Annotated in this window: 13 protein-coding genes; 7 read left to right on the top strand and 6 right to left on the bottom strand. The window is 71.5% G+C overall.

The window, feature by feature from the left end; translation table 11 throughout:
* Positions 1-340: 340 nt before the first annotated feature.
* Positions 341-1,066 carry a hypothetical protein gene (locus AB0I91_RS12115; RefSeq protein ID WP_499636698.1) on the bottom strand — a complete coding sequence of 242 codons (726 nt, stop codon included), beginning with the start codon at positions 1,064-1,066 and terminating at the stop codon, positions 341-343.
* 313 nt (positions 1,067-1,379) lie between these two features.
* On the opposite strand from AB0I91_RS12115, the gene AB0I91_RS12110 reads away from it, so the two are divergent.
* A complete protein-coding gene (locus tag AB0I91_RS12110; protein ID WP_499636696.1) occupies positions 1,380-2,360 on the top strand; it encodes a tetratricopeptide repeat protein in 981 nt (326 codons plus the stop codon).
* A gap of 334 nt (positions 2,361-2,694) precedes the next feature.
* Here the strand turns inward: AB0I91_RS12110 and AB0I91_RS12105 are convergent, their stop codons facing one another.
* Positions 2,695-4,206 carry a flagellar basal body protein FliL gene (locus AB0I91_RS12105; RefSeq protein WP_499613486.1) on the bottom strand — a complete coding sequence of 504 codons (1,512 nt, stop codon included), beginning with the start codon at positions 4,204-4,206 and terminating at the stop codon, positions 2,695-2,697.
* On the bottom strand, positions 4,203-4,673 hold the full coding sequence (locus AB0I91_RS12100; RefSeq protein WP_499636694.1) for a hypothetical protein: 471 nt from the start codon (positions 4,671-4,673) through the stop codon (positions 4,203-4,205). Before AB0I91_RS12100 ends, AB0I91_RS12105 begins: the two co-directional genes overlap by 4 nt.
* A gap of 74 nt (positions 4,674-4,747) precedes the next feature.
* Between AB0I91_RS12100 and AB0I91_RS12095 the strand changes: the two genes are divergently transcribed.
* From AB0I91_RS12095 to AB0I91_RS12080, 4 genes are all read left to right on the top strand, one after another.
* Positions 4,748-5,482 (top strand): SIR2 family NAD-dependent protein deacylase, encoded by a 735-nt coding sequence (locus AB0I91_RS12095; protein WP_499636692.1) that lies wholly within the window; start codon positions 4,748-4,750, stop codon positions 5,480-5,482.
* Positions 5,483-5,544: 62 nt separating this feature from the next.
* Positions 5,545-6,108, top strand: a complete 564-nt coding sequence (locus AB0I91_RS12090; RefSeq protein ID WP_498785314.1) for a carbonic anhydrase family protein — start codon at positions 5,545-5,547, stop codon at positions 6,106-6,108.
* Positions 6,109-6,153: 45 nt separating this feature from the next.
* Entirely contained in the window at positions 6,154-7,686 is a 1,533-nt protein-coding gene (locus AB0I91_RS12085) for an AMP-binding protein (protein WP_499636690.1), read from the top strand.
* Between the two features lie 170 nt (positions 7,687-7,856).
* Positions 7,857-9,152 carry an NlpC/P60 family protein gene (locus AB0I91_RS12080; RefSeq protein ID WP_498785309.1) on the top strand — a complete coding sequence of 432 codons (1,296 nt, stop codon included), beginning with the start codon at positions 7,857-7,859 and terminating at the stop codon, positions 9,150-9,152.
* A 47-nt stretch (positions 9,153-9,199) separates the two neighbouring features.
* On the opposite strand, the gene AB0I91_RS12075 is transcribed toward AB0I91_RS12080, so the two are convergent.
* The 3 genes from AB0I91_RS12075 to AB0I91_RS12065 all read right to left on the bottom strand — a co-directional run bounded on the left by AB0I91_RS12075 (position 9,200) and on the right by AB0I91_RS12065 (position 11,656).
* Positions 9,200-9,982, bottom strand: a complete 783-nt coding sequence (locus AB0I91_RS12075; protein ID WP_499636688.1) for an ion transporter — start codon at positions 9,980-9,982, stop codon at positions 9,200-9,202.
* Positions 9,983-10,066: 84 nt separating this feature from the next.
* Positions 10,067-10,861: a GrpB family protein gene (locus AB0I91_RS12070; RefSeq protein WP_498785305.1), complete on the bottom strand. Its 795-nt coding sequence runs from the start codon at positions 10,859-10,861 to the stop codon at positions 10,067-10,069.
* Between the two features lie 48 nt (positions 10,862-10,909).
* Positions 10,910-11,656, bottom strand: a complete 747-nt coding sequence (locus AB0I91_RS12065) for an SAM-dependent methyltransferase (protein ID WP_499636686.1) — start codon at positions 11,654-11,656, stop codon at positions 10,910-10,912.
* Positions 11,657-12,058: 402 nt separating this feature from the next.
* Between AB0I91_RS12065 and AB0I91_RS12060 the strand changes: the two genes are divergently transcribed.
* Both AB0I91_RS12060 and AB0I91_RS12055 read left to right on the top strand, forming a co-directional pair.
* The gene (locus AB0I91_RS12060) at positions 12,059-12,778 is read left to right on the top strand and encodes an alpha/beta fold hydrolase (protein WP_499613475.1); all 720 of its coding nucleotides are present in this window, start codon (positions 12,059-12,061) and stop codon (positions 12,776-12,778) included.
* Positions 12,775-14,202, top strand: a complete 1,428-nt coding sequence (locus AB0I91_RS12055; RefSeq protein WP_498785299.1) for a sensor domain-containing diguanylate cyclase — start codon at positions 12,775-12,777, stop codon at positions 14,200-14,202. Before AB0I91_RS12060 ends, AB0I91_RS12055 begins: the two co-directional genes overlap by 4 nt.
* Positions 14,203-14,268: the final 66 nt, after the last annotated feature.

Here is a 14,268-nt window from a genome sequence, read left to right as displayed (position 1 = left end):
GTTGGCGCGAGACCGACCAGCTGATCGGACTGGAGGCGTCGTCACCATGTGTGATGCCGGCCGATCGTCGAGGACGGTCCTCACTGTGCGGAACTTGGCTCGTACGACCGGGTGATGTCCGCACCTTCGCGGACGAAGGTGCGGGTCGGTGGTGGACGGTGGCCCGATGTCGACGCCCGACCCGGACAAGCTGGATCAGCATGCCGAGCGGTCTGGTGGTGGGTCGGCAGCGAACGTGGTGTCGTCGGTGGTCGGCCCAGTGGTACAGGCCGGTGTGGTGCACGGCGGGGTGCACCTGCACCCCGCACCACCACCTCCTCCGCCGGTCGTGCCGCGGCAACTACCTGCGGCTCCGGGTCTGTTCGCCGGACGGACAGCGGAACTGGCTCTGTTGGACAGCTCCCTTATCGCTGCATACCCCGCCACAGCGGGGGCAACGGTGCTGGTTTCGGCGATCGGCGGAGCCGGCGGCATCGGCAAGACCTGGCTCGCCCTGACCTGGGCATACCGCAACCTCGATCGTTTTTCTGACGGTCAACTGTTCGTGGACCTGCACGGCTTCAGTCCTGCGGGCGAGCCGCTGAATCCAGCGGTGGCGGTGCGCGGGTTTCTCGACGCCTTGGAGGTTGACCCCGGCCGCATTCCGAATGGCCTCGATGCCCAGGCCGCGCTGTACCGGAGCCTGGTCGCGGGACGCCGGATGCTGGTTGTGCTGGACAACGCCGCCACCGCTGAGCAGGTCACCCCCCTGCTGCCCGGCTCGCCGACCTGCACTGTGCTGGTGACCGGCCGCCACCGGCTCGCCTCGCTGATCGACCGACACGGTGCCCGCCACCTGCCCTTGTCCGTCCTCGCCGGTGACGAGGCCCGTGCCCTGCTGACCGACCGCGTCGGCACGGACCGCGTCATCACCGCACCCGAGGCCGTGGACGAGTTGATCGAGTTGTGTGGAGGCCACCCGCTCGCGTTGTCGATCATCGCCCGCACCGCCGGCACCCGACCCGAGAGCCCACTGGCCGAGGTCGCCGCCGAGCTGCGCGAGCTTGGGCTGGAGATGCTCGACCACGACACCGATCCGGCCGCGAGTCTGCCCACCGTGCTCTCCTGGTCCCTGCGCCGGCTCACCGAACAGCAACGCACCGTGTTCGCCTTGCTCGGGATCGCCCCCGGCCCTGACACCACCCCACCCGCCACCGCGGCCCTCATCGGCCTACCCGCCGCCCCCACCCGCAGGGCGTTGGCTGCGCTGGAGGATGCGTCGCTGCTCGAACGGCGACCAGGAGTCCGGTACGTGATGCACGACCTGGTTCGCGCCTATGCCGCCACCATCGCCCACGACCTGCCCCGATCATGTGCGGTCGGCGGCCCTCCAGCGGGCTATGGATTTCCACCTGCACACTGCTTTCGCCGCCGATCACCTCTTGGACCCCCACCGTCAGCTTGTCCACCGTGCTCCGCCCGTGAGCGGCGTTCATCCGCTCCCATTGCCCGACTCCGCGACTGCGACGGCCTGGTTCAAGGGAGAGCACACCACTCTGCTCGCCACCCAACTCGCCGCTGCCGCCCTCGGACGCCACGACATCGTCTGGCACATTGCCTGGACACTGCACACCTTCCACCGCAGACGGGGGCACTGGCGCGACGCTCTTGCCGTATGGCAGACCGCGTTGGACGCCGCCGACCACCTGCCCGATCCTGCTACCGGCCGCACCCACCGACATCTCGGCCACGCCTATGCTCGGCTGAACCTGCATAAGGAGGCCATCGGGCATCTGTACCGGGCCCTCGAATTGGCGGTGCGCGACTGTGACCCGATCGATCAAGCGTATGCCCACGAAGTGCTGGCGGTCACCTGGGGACGAGAGGGAAACGAACGGCAGGCCCTGAGCCACGCCAGACAATCCCTCGACCTTCTTCGTACCCTCGGTCGACCAGAGTGGGAAGCCTACGGCTACAACCAGGTGGCGCGGTACGCCGCGCGTCTAGGTGACTTCGACACCGCCCGTGAACATTGCAGCGCCGCTCTCACCCTGAGCAGACATCATCACAATCCCGACAGCGAGGCCCTCACACTGGACACCCTAGGGTTCATCGCCCACCGCACCGGCGACCAAGAGCAGGCGCTCGATCATTACCGGCAAGCCCTCACCCTGTACCGCACTCTCGGTCATACTTTTGACATCGCGGATACATTTGACCGCATCGGCCACCCTCACGCCGCGCTTGGACAGCGCGAGCAAGCTCGTACTATGTGGCTGGAAGCTCTGGAGCTGTACAAGGAACAGGGCCGTGACGCTGACGCCGAACGCATGCGGCGACAACTCGATGGCCTCGCCGGAACCAGGAACGAAAACTTCTGACGGTGTATCTTCGCGGACGGCATCGGAGACAACCAGGTCTCCGCAGCAGCTTTGAGCACAGGCAAAGATCCGTGACGTCAAGACCGTCGAATGCGGCGAAGGGGATTGCAGTCGTGATGAAGGCGCGGAAAGCGGCTCGACAGCACCGAGACTGCGTTGCAGCGTCGCGGATCGCTTGGAGCTAACGACTGGTGCGGCATCGCCACCACGCTTGAGGGCCTGGGTCCGGTCGAATACCGGACCCAGGCCCTCACGGCGCAACCTTCGGTAAGCCGGTCCGACTCCAGGGCCCCCTTGGCGGGGACCCCTGCGGAGCGTTCCGGTGCGGTGCGACTTACTTGATCGCCTTGATCAGCTCGTCGATGTCCTTCGGCTCCAGGCCGCGCATCAGCGTCAGGAACAGCTCGCTGTACGTGCGGAACGGGCTGACGTACCACTTGCCGTCGACCTCGGTGGCGACCACGCCGACGCCGTCCTTCAGCACCTGCGCGCCGATCCGGGCGATCACGTCGATCGCGGCCGACGGGATGTTCCGCCCGCCCTGCTGCTCGACCAGCTGCGTGATCTCGTCCGCGCACAGCCGCTGCGTCTGGCCCTGGACGGTGGCGCTGTAGCAGTCACCGTCCCGGCTGACCTCGACGGTCTCGCCCTCGGCCTCGACCACCAGCTTGCGGATCGTGAGCAGCTTGCCGCCGGAGACGTCCTTCGAGTCCGTCTCCAGCTCGATCAGCTTCGCGCCCGAGGCGGAGGTCTTGCCCATCTGGTCCAGGATGACCGGGCCGACGTCCTGCAGCACGCCCATCTCGTCCGGCGGCAGCAGCGCGATCACGCCCTTGACGTCGCCGTCGAGCGCCTTCTCGACCATCTGCTTCGCGGCGTCGTTCGCCGAGCCCGCGCCGGCCGGCGCGATGCCCTGGGCGGGCCACTTCAGGTCCTCCTGCTCCAGCGCGGCGTTCGCGATGGTGTAGAAGAGGCTCGGGTACCACTCGTCGCCGACCTTGATGGTGGCGATGCCGATCGGCTTGCCGTCGCGGTCGGCCTTCTCCTTGGCGAAGTCGATCGTGTCGGTCTCGGTGCCGGCCTTGTCCAGCTGCGCGCCGAGCGCGTCGACCAGCTTGTCGGTCAACGGGATCTGCTTGACGTCCGAGGTGATCGTGATCTTGCCCTCGACCACCTTGTTGATCGTCAGGCGGTCGTTGACCTTCTCCGCGGCGGCGTCGTCGAACTTGATGCCCTCGCTCTTGATCTGGACGCCGCTGAGCTTGTTCGGGTCCGCGTCCTTCTTCAGGATCTCCAGCCGCTTGGCCTCGCTGATCGTGGCCTCGGTGTAGTCCTTGCTCAGCTTCGCCTCGGCGGGCGCCAGGCCGTTCATGATGCCCAGGACGTCACCGCTGCCCAGCGCGCTGAGCAGGTTGTTCGCCGCGGTGGACGGGCTCTCGGAGCCGGCGGCCACGTCGTCGGAGCTGCGCAGCGCCCACACCGTGGCGACGGTGCCGGCGGCCAGCGCGAGGACGGCCACGACGGCGGTGACGACCAGGCCGGTGCGCTTCTTCTTCGGCGGCTCGCCACCCGAGAAGCCGGACGGCCCCTGGCCGTAGGGCTGGCCGAACTCCTGTTGGTAACCCGGCTGCTGGAAGCCCTGCGGGCCCGTCTGCGGGAAGCCCTGCTGGGGGAAGCCCTGCTGCGGCTGGGGCCCGGTCTGCGGGTAGCCGCCCTGCTGCGGGTAACCACCCTGCTGGGGGTAGCCGCCCTGCTGCGGCCCCTGCTGGTAGCCCCCCTGCTGCGGCTGGCCGTACGGGTTGTTCTGCGGTGGCCATTCGCCTCCGCCGCCACCTGGGTACGTCACGGTGCTCCTCCTGGAGTGCTGATCGCTGTGCGGGATTTCGCGGTGAGCACGGTGATCGCCCCGGCGATCCCCAGCACAGCACCACCGAGGGTGGCCACCGGTCCGGTCAGGCTGATCCCGACCAGTGCCGCCTCGTTGCCCCCTTGGACGGCGGCAAGTGCCGCCACCGTTCCCGCAATCGTGCCAAACACTAGTGCGAGCCATGCCGCGATCCGGTGAAAACGCACCGCCCAAAGCACCACGCAGCACACCGCCAACGGGGTGAGTGCCACCCACACGCCGCGCACGATCTCGCCCGGCACACCGTTCAACCCGGCGAAACCACGCAGAGCGAGCACCTCGTAACTGGTCCGCGTGACCGTGCCGGAGCGCAGCCAGGGCAGGAAGAAGCCCGTCACGGCCGTGACCAAACCGATAACTCCGAGCACCGCGCCCGTCCAGCGTCTGATCGTCGGCTCCCCCGACACTCGTCTCATGGTCGGCTCCCCCGACGTGTTCCGCGCACGACCACATGCTCGCAGGCGTGTGGGACGGTGGTGACATGAGTGCACGGGACGTGATGGCCTTCGCGCGGCGCATCACCGCGCTCACCGGCGCGGGCGTGTCGCTGGAGTCGGGGGTCGTGCGGTTCCGGTTCGACGCGTCGGCGTTCCTGACGTCGGCGCGCGTGCGGCGGGAGGCGTGGGAATCCTGGCTGGACGATCCGATGTGGACGGCCGAGCCGAACGCCGCGCACCGCGCGCTGGCCGGGTTGCAGCGGGCCGGGCGGGTGCGGTCGCTGCTGACGCAGAACGTCGACGGCCTGCACCAGCGGGCAGGGTCCGCGGTGATCGAGCTGCACGGCTCGATGGCACGTGTGGTGTGCGTCTCATGCGGGGCGGTCAGCGCGATGGGCGACGCGCTGGCGCGGGTTCGCGGCGGCGAGGTCCCGCCGGGCTGCACCGCGTGCGGCGGGGTCCTGCGGCCGGCGGCGGTCGCGTTCGGCGAGCCCGTGCCCGACGACGTGCTGCGCGCGGCGCGGATGGCCGTGCTGGACTGCGACGTGATGCTGGTGGCCGGGACGTCGCTCGTGGTCGAGCCGGCCGCGGGGTTGGTGCCGCTGGCGGCGAAGGCGGGCGCGTCGGTGGTGATCTGCGCGCTGGACCCGACGCCGTACGACGCGCTGGCGGCGGCGGTGGTGCGCGAGCCGGCCGCGTCGGCGCTGCCGGAACTGGCCGCCGTGCCCGTGGTGGCGACCGGCCCGATCCGCACGTGGGGCGACCCCAGCACCTGGTGAAGCACCCGATCGTGGCGGTCAACCACCCGTACGTGAGCGCAGTGCGGTGCAAGGGTGACCGCATGGGGAGTCAACAGTCACCGATCAACCTCCGTGACGCGGTGGTGGTGCCAGGGCTGGTCGACGAGGTGGACGTGCGCTGGCGGGCCGACCAGTTCAGCGCCCGGGAAGAGGGCCACGGTTGGCGGTTCCGGCCGAGGGGCGAGCACCTGGTGTGCTTGGGCGGGCAGGAGTTCCGGCTCGACAACCTCCACTTCCACCGGCCGAGCGAGCACTGGGTGCGCGGCCGGGCGCGCGGCGCGGAGATGCACGCCGTGCACCTGAGGGCGGACGAGGCGCTGCGGGCGTGCGTGGTGGCGGTGTTCGTCGACCTCGGCGAGCCGGGCCCGTCGGAGGGGAAGCCGCCCAGCGGCATCGACCTGCCGGCGCTCTTCCCGGGCGGCGGCTTCCACCGCTACGAGGGCTCGCTGACCACGGGCGAGTTCGACGAGATCGTCAGCTGGGTCGTGATGGACCGGCCGGTCCAGGTGGAGGACCCGGCCCTGCGCGCCTTCGTCCGCACGCACGCCGACCACCCCCGCCCGGTGCAGCCGGTGAACCGGAGGTTCGTGCTGACGACCGGGTGACGTGGAGGTAGCCGGGGCGGTGGCGGGTAAATAAGGTCACCTCGTATGCGCGTACCCCTGACTGTCGCCGATTTCCTCCACCGGGCGGAGCAGGTCTTCGCCGACACCACGGCCTCCGTCGACGAGCCCGTCCAGCCCGCCGCACCCGTGCCGAGGTCGACCTACGGCGAGTTCGCCACCCGCGTCCGCGCCTGGCAGGCCGGGTTCGACGCGCTCGGCCTCGGCGAGGGCGAGCGGGTCGCCGTGGTCAGCCACAACTCGGCCCGGCTGCTCGAACTGCTGCACGCGGTGCCCGCCACCGGCCGCATCGCGGTGCCGGTGAACTTCCGGCTGCGGCCCGACGAGGTGTCCTACATCGTCGAGCACAGCGGCGCGTCCGCGCTGCTCGTCGACCCCGAACTGGAGCTGGACGGCGTCACCGCGCGGCACCGCTTCGTGCTCGGCGAGCAGACCGAGACCGAGCTGATGCGCTTCGACACCGAGCCGCGACCCTGGCGCGAGCCGGACGAGGACGCCACCGCCACGATCAACTACACCTCCGGCACGACCGCCCGGCCCAAGGGCGTCCAGATGACCCACCGCAACATCTGGATCAACGCCGTCACGTTCGCCATGCACGCCCGCGTCTGGGAGCGGGACGTGTACATGCACGTCCTCCCGATGTTCCACTGCAACGGCTGGGGCATGCCCTACGGCCTGGCCGGGCTCGGCGTGCCGCAGGTCGTGCTGCGCAAGGTCGACGGCACGGAGATCCTCAACCGGGTCCGCGACCACGGCGTCACCCTGATGTGCGGGGCGCCCGCCGTGTGGAACGCCGTGCTGGACGCCGCGCAGGACCGGGACGGCGAGGTCCCCGGCCGCGACCGGGTCCGCGTCATCTGCGCCGGCGCGCCGCCGCCCAGCCGCACCATCGCCCGCGTCGGCGAGGAGCTCGGCTGGGAGTTCCTGCAGCTCTACGGCCTGACCGAGACGTCACCGCTGCTGACCTTCAACCGCACCCGACCGGCCGACGACGAGCTGCCGCCGGCGGAACGGGCGCGCAAGCTGTCCCGGGCCGGCGCGCCGGGGCTCGGCGTGCGGCTGAAGGTGTCCGGGACCGGCGAGGTGCTGGCCCGCGGGAACGTCGTCATGGCGGGCTACTGGGAGAACCCCGAGGCCAGCGCCCAGGCGTTGGAGGACGGCTGGTTCCACACCGGCGACGGCGGCGAGCTGGACGACGAGGGCCACCTGACGATCTCCGACCGCAAGAAGGACGTGATCATCACCGGCGGCGAGAACGTGTCGTCCATCGAGGTGGAGGACGCCCTGTTCGCCCACCCGGCGGTGGCCGAGGCGGCGGTCATCGGGGTGCCGCACGACAAGTGGGGCGAGACGATCAAGGCGCTGGTCGTGCGGGCCGAGGGCGCCGAGGTGACGGAGGCGGAGCTGATCGCGCACTGCAAGGCCCGGCTCGCCGGCTACAAGGCGCCGACGTCGGTCGAGTTCCGCGACGCCATCCCGCGCACCGCCACCGGCAAGGTGCAGAAGTTCAAGCTGCGCGAGCCGTACTGGGCCGACCTCGACCGCAAGGTCAACTGACCGTGATCGAGTCACCCTGCTGAGGGTGGTTCCCCGCGTCTGCTGTGACCCGTGTGGCTGAAGTTCACGCCGGGTCGATTGGAAGCAGTGAGGCACGAGTGGCAGAGTCGGCCTGCATGGCGCCGTTCGGCGTAATGCCGATCGGCCGAGTGCGCGGGGAGGCGGCAGTCGTGACTCGATGGGCGATCCCGATCGCGATCGCGTTGACCACCGCGCTGGGGCTGGGCGGCACGGCGCACGGCGCGCCGGCGCCGCCCCCCAACCCCAGCGACGCCGAGATCAGCGCCGGCCGGCAGCAGGCCGACGCCAAGGCGGCCCACGTCGGTGAGCTGACCGGTCGGCTCACCGACGCCGAGGCCCGCCTGCGCGACCTCACCGACGAGGTCGCGTTCAAGTTGGAACTGGCCAACAAGGCGCGGGTCGACCTGGACACCGCCCAGGGCGAGGCGGACCGGGCGCGCCGCGACGCCGACGCGGCGCGGGTCGAGGCCGACGCCGCCGCCCGGGCCGTCGAGGACGCCCGCGTGCGGCTGGACGAGTTCGCCGCCGCCAGCTTCGAGCAGGGCAGCCTGGTCGGCTCCGTCTCGGCCTACTTCGGCGCGACCAGCCCGCAGGACCTGCTGTCGCGCGCGCAACTGCTCCAGGCCGTGAGCGAGTCGAGCCTCGACGCGCTGGACGACGTCGAGCGCACCCGCGCCGAGCAGGCGAACAAGGACTCCGCCGCGCGTGCCGCGCTCGACCTGGCGGACCGGAAGCAGGCCGCCGCGGACCAGGCCAAGCGGGACGCCGACGCGGCGCAGGCCACCGCCGTGCAGGCGCAGCAGGGCCAGGCCGCCGCCGCGCGGAGCATCCAGGACGACAAGGCCCGCGTGGAGGGCGAGCTGGACCAGGCGCTGGCCGCGGTCGAAGGGCTGGAGGACCAGCGCGACCGGTACGACCGGTGGTTGGTGGACAAGCGCCGCGAGGACGAGGAAGCCGCACGCCTGGCCGCCCTCGCCGCGTCCGCGCCCCAGGCGCCACGCCCGCCGACGGTGGCGGCGCCGAGCGGCCACGGTGTGGAGACCGTCGTCGCCCGCGCGCTGCAGCAGCTCGGCGTGCGGTACTCGTGGGGCGGCGGCAACTACGACGGCCCGACCGTCGGCATCCGGGACGGCGGCGTCGGCGACGCGCACGGCGACTACTACACCGTCGGCTTCGACTGCTCCGGGCTGATGATGTACGCGTTCGCGGGCGTCGGCGTCTACCTGCCGCACTACAGCGGTTACCAGTACAACGCCGGCCGCAAGGTGCCGCTCGCCCAGGCGCGGCGCGGCGACATGCTGTTCTGGGGACCGGGCGGCGGCACCCACGTCGCGCTCTACCTCGGCGACGGCATGATGGTCGAGGCGCCGTACTCCGGCTCGCACGTCCGCGTCGCCCCGGTCCGGTACGGCGGGATCATGCCGTACGCCACGCGCCTGCTGTAGCCGTCACCGGCGGTTCCCGGTCGACGCCGGTCGGCCGGGAACCCCGGTCAACGCGGGTCGCCGACGGGTTCCAGTCGCAGCGCGCGGACCTCCTCGCGCAGCGCCCTGACCTCCGCCAGCAGCACGTCGTCGGACGCGCCCGGTCGCGGTGAGGCCTCGGACTCCATCGCGCTGCACACGACCGCGATGAACAGGTTCAGCATGGTGAAGGTGCCGACCAGCAGGTAGACCACGAAGAAGATCCAGGCCAGCGGCTGGGTGACCATCAGGTCGCGCATCACGTCCGACCAGCCGTCGCCGGTGGTGAGCTGGAACAGCGTCAGGACGGTCGCGCCGAGGTCGCCGAACCGGGGATCGCCGCCGGCGCGGAACAGGTTGACGGCGACCACGCTGCCGACGTACAGCAGCAGCACCAGCAGCCCGGTCAGCGACAGCAGGCCGGGGACGGACCTCACCAGCGCGGTCACCACGCGGCGCATGCTCGGCACCATCGCGACCAGGCGCAACGCGCGCAGGATGCGCAGGGCCCGGATCACCGACAGCGGACCGGCCGCGGGCAGCAGGGAGACGCCGACGACCACGAAGTCGAAGACGTTCCACGGGTCGCGGAAGAACCGGGGGCCGTGCGCGTACAGCCGCGCGGCCAGTTCCAGGACGAAGATCGCCAGGGCGGTGCGGTCCAGCACGGCGAACACGTCGCCGTAGGCGGCGACCAGTGCCGTCGACGTCTCGCAGCCGAGGGTGACCGCGTTGACCACGATCACCGCGATGACCGTCCGCTGGAAGCGCCTGCCGTCCACGACATCGCGGACGCGGTCGCGCAGAGCCATGCCGAACTCCTCCTGCACGCGTGGGGGATCTTGCTCGATCGAGCACCGCCCCATCGGCGAGTCGGCCGTACGGCTTGAGGGAATTCACCTGGTCGAGCGGAAGAAATCCGATTTGGCGCGGGTGTAGTCGTCGTAGTCGTCGTCTCCGGCGTGCGCTTGCGCCGCACGGAGTTTCGCAACCTCGTACGCTTTTCGCACGGCCGGGTCGGCGCGCAGCCGGTCGCGGAAGTCGATCGTCCGCCGGTGCCACGGGTTGCCCAGCTGCCGCACGTGCAGGATCGCGGTCTCCGCCGGGTCGGGTCGGACGTAGAGCCGTTTCCGGTACAGCTCCGCCGGCACTTCCGGGTCGGTGTGCCAGTCGTGGGTCACGCCGGGGGAGTCGGGGCGGGTGCCTCGGGCCGCGCGGAAGCCCACCGCGGCCATCGCGCGGTCGAGCCCGTCGGGGTCGGGCAACGCGGTCACGCCGAGCTGGAGGTCGACGAACCGCTTGGCGCGCAAGCCCGGCACGGCGGTCGAGCCGATGTGCTCGTAGCTCCACGACGGCTCGGCGAGGTGCGCGCGCAGCCGGTCGAGCAGGCGGCGCGCGGTGACGGGCAGCAGCGGGTCGTGCTCCTCCAGCACGGGCGGTGTGCGCGGCGGCGGGTCGATGCCGGCGAACCGCCGCGCGAACGGCGCGATCCGCTCGGACCACACCGCGTCCACCCCGTCGGGACCGTCCACCACGACGTCCGCCCGCGCATCACGGACCGCGCTCACCACCAGCGCGGCGGGCGCGAACGAGTCGGCCACGGTCACCAGCCCGGTCACGTCCAGCGCGCGCAACCGGTCCGCGACGGCCGGCGCGGACACCACAGCGACGAGCAGTCGTCGATCGTCCATGCGCCCATGATGGCGCGGACCCCGGTGAGCCGGGGCCCGCGCTCCGCGTCAGCGGTCCATCAAGGCGAACACGCCCCAGCCCAGGTACTCGCGCTGGTAGCGCACGTACCGGGCCGGCCCGGTGGCGAGCTCGGCGCGCATCACGGGCGCCAGCTCGTCGTCCGGGTTCTCGTCCAGCCAGCGGCGGGTGTTGAGCCACTGCGCGGCGACGTAGCGGTCCCAGCTGTCCTGGTCGGCCAGCACCATCTCGACCACGTCGCAGCCCAACGCGCCGAACTGCGCCAGCAGTTCGGGCAGCGGGAGGAAGTCGTCCCGGCTGCTCGCGTGGCTGCCTTCCACGGCGGCCTGGTCGGGCGGGTCGAGCCGCCAGAACGGGTGCCCGATCAGCAGCAGGCCGCCGGGGCGCAGGCTGCGCCGCAACAGCTCCACCGTGCCGGGCACGCCGTCGCCGATCCACGTCGCGCCGACGCACGCGGCGATGTCCACCGGCTCGTCCGCGACGTGGCCCGACGCGTCGCCGTGCACGAACTCCAGCCGGTCGGCCACGCCCAGCTCGACCGCCCGGGCTTTCGCCGAGGCGAGGAACGTCGGGCTGAGGTCGACGCCCGTGCCGGTCAGCCCGTGGTCACGGGCCCAGGTGCACAGCATCTCGCCCGAACCGCAGGCGAGGTCGAGCACCCGCGACCCCGGTTCCGGGCGCAGCGCCCGGCCGAGGACGGCCAACTTGGCGTCGTCCAGGGGGTTGTGGATGCGGTGGGTGCTTTCACGGATGGTGAAACCACGGGGTATGTCCACTTCCGGTCTTCCTCACGTCCAGGGGAAAGGTCGGCGTGATCGGCCGCTGGGCGGCCGTGATCCGGACGGGCATGCAATGCACCTCTTCGCACACGTGAGGATGGACGGCGGTGAGGCTAGGCATGATCGCGAGCGGCTGTCCACGGGATTACCGGATCCGTCTCAGTTGGCCTGTCCACTGTGGACTACGGGTGGATATGATCCCCTATTCGGGGTGATCCGGGAATGGGGACCCCCGATATGCGGAGAAATGCTCCTGATCACCCGAATGCGCGGCCCGGATTCGGTAGCGTCAGTGGTCTAGGGAGGAAGTCAAGTCCAGGGGGGACCATGACGGCCGGCCGCTTGATTCTCGACGACGGCGAATTGACCTATCACAGACGTGGCGAAGGACCGCCGGTCGTGCTGCTGCACGCCGGCGGGCTCGGGTGCGCCACGTGGGACCGCCAGTTCGACCTGCTGGCGCGGGACCACACCGTGGTCCGGTACGACGCGAGGGGCCACGGCGAGTCGTCGCCGGTGACCGGCCCCTACTCGCACCACGAGGACCTGAAGGACCTGCTGGACGTGCTGGGCCTCGACCGGCCCACGCTGGTCGGCCTGTCGCTCGGCGCCCGGACCGCGATCGACTTCGCGGTCACCCACCCCGACCGGGTGGCCGACCTGGTGCTGGTCGGGCCGGGCGTGAGCGGGATGAAGTTCGAGGACCCGTTCGTCCTCGACCAGCTCGCGCGGATCCGGGCGGCCACGACGGTCGACGAGGTCGCGGAGTGCCTGCTGCGGATGTGGGTCGACGGTCCGCACCGGTCGCCGGACGAGGTCGACCCGGAGGTGCGGGAGCTGTGCCGCGCCCTGACCGTCCGAGCCGTGTCGAGCGGCGTGTTCACGACCGCGCCGGACGAGGTGCACGCCGTGGACCGGCTGGACGAGCTCACCGCGCGGACGCTCGTCGTCGTCGGCGACCTCGACTCGTCGGACATCCGGTCGGTGGCCGATCTCGTGCTCGCCTCCGCGCCGCGCGCGGAGGAGGTCGTCGTCGAGGGCGCCGCCCACCTGGTGAACCTCGACCGGCCGGCCGAGTTCGACCGCGCCCTGCTGCGGTTCCTCAGCGCGTCGCGATGAACGGCGGCTTCCACCAGGCGGTGCTCGACCGGGCCGACGCCGCGGTGCTGGTGGTGGACCCGGGCGACCTGGGCGTCCGGTGGGCGTCCCCGGCCGCCCGGCGGCTGTTCGGCGCCGCGTCCGGCCTGCTGCCCGACCTGGTGGCCGACGGCGACGCGGCGGCGGTCGGCACGTTCCTCCAGGCGGCGGGCCGCGCGGGCGCGTCGCGGCTGACGTGCGCGGTGCCGGTGGAGGGGTCCGTGCACCGCCGGGTCGACCTGATCGCCCGCGACCTGAGCGAGGACCCGGACGTGCGCGGCCTGGTGGTCGTCGCGCTCGACGTCACGGGCTGGGCGGAGACGGCCGACGAGCTGGGCAGCAGGCTCAACACCGACGCGCTGACGGGCCTGGTGAACCGCACCGGGTTCCTGCCGCGGCTGGAGCAGGCCGTGCGCGGCGCGCCGGGGCCGGTGCTGGTGTTCCTCGACCTCGACCAGTTCAAGGACGTCAACGACCGCCACGGGCACGCGGCCGGCGACCACGTGCTGCGGCTGGTCGCGTCCCGGCTGGCCGCGGTGGTGGCCGGTCGCGGCACGGCGGCCAGGCTCGGCGGCGACGAGTTCGTCGTGCTGCTCGACGAGCTGGACGAGCAGCAGGCGATCGCCGCGGCGCAGGAGATCCTGGCCGTCATCGCCACGCCGGTGACGTTGGACGAGGGCGTGATCCGGGTGTCGGTGTCGGCGGGCATCACGTTCGTGCGGCCGGGTCACGGCGCGGAGGACCTGCTGCACCAGGCGGACCTGGCGATGTACCGGGCGAAGACGACCGGCCCGGTCGGCGTCGCCGTCTACGACCAGGACCTGGAGGACTGGGCGCTGGCGCGCAAGCACCAGGTCGACCGGCTCGCCGAACGGCTGGAGGAGCTGCACGCGGAGAACCGGGCGCTGGCCGAGGCGGCGACCATCGACCAGCGCACGGGCCTGCCGAACCCGGCGACGTTCGACGTGGACCACGCCCGCCGCAACCGCGCCGGCGAGCCGTACAGCCTGCTGCTGGTCGACATCGACCGCTTCCACAGCTACAACACGCTCTACCGCTACCTGGCCGGGCACGAGACGCTGCGCAAGGTCGCCGAGGCGATCGACCGGACCACCCGCGCGGGTGATCGCGCGTACCGGTACGGGGGCGAGGAGTTCACCGTGCTGCTGCCGGGCACGCGGCTGGAGGGCGCGCTGGCGTCCGGCGAGCGGATCAGGCAGGCGGTGCAGCGGCTGGGGCTGGAGCACCGGGGCAACACCGGCGGCGTGGTGACGGTGTCGATCGGCGCGGTGGAGGTCGTGCCGGGCGCGTCCGTGACCGACGCGGTGGAGGAGGCCAGCGTGGCCGTGCTGCAGGCCAAGGACGCGGGCCGCAACCGGGTGGTGGGCCGTCGTGCCGGTGGCTGAGGCCCGCTCGACCACCGGCTCACCCGCGCGGCGCTGTACGTGGGCCGTTCAGCCCAGCTCGTGACT

Origin of the sequence: Actinosynnema sp. NPDC049800, assembly GCF_040656635.1 — a bacterium.
Taxonomy (GTDB): domain Bacteria; phylum Actinomycetota; class Actinomycetes; order Mycobacteriales; family Pseudonocardiaceae; genus Actinosynnema.
The sequence above is the reverse complement of the archived record's forward strand: the minus strand, read 5'-3'. Positions and strand labels throughout refer to the sequence as shown.

Bases quoted from the DNA above. Each gene is read 5' to 3' on its own strand.
- AB0I91_RS12070 (WP_498785305.1), bottom strand. From the start codon at position 10,861: ATGGACGATCGACGACTGCTCGTCGCTGTGGTGTCCGCGCCGGCCGTC.
- AB0I91_RS12085 (WP_499636690.1), top strand. From the start codon at position 6,154: ATGCGCGTACCCCTGACTGTCGCCGATTTCCTCCACCGGGCGGAGCAG.
- AB0I91_RS12055 (WP_498785299.1), top strand. From the start codon at position 12,775: ATGAACGGCGGCTTCCACCAGGCGGTGCTCGACCGGGCCGACGCCGCG.
- AB0I91_RS12075 (WP_499636688.1), bottom strand. From the start codon at position 9,982: ATGGCTCTGCGCGACCGCGTCCGCGATGTCGTGGACGGCAGGCGCTTC.
- AB0I91_RS12090 (WP_498785314.1), top strand. From the start codon at position 5,545: ATGGGGAGTCAACAGTCACCGATCAACCTCCGTGACGCGGTGGTGGTG.
- AB0I91_RS12095 (WP_499636692.1), top strand. From the start codon at position 4,748: ATGAGTGCACGGGACGTGATGGCCTTCGCGCGGCGCATCACCGCGCTC.
- AB0I91_RS12110 (WP_499636696.1), top strand. From the start codon at position 1,380: ATGGATTTCCACCTGCACACTGCTTTCGCCGCCGATCACCTCTTGGAC.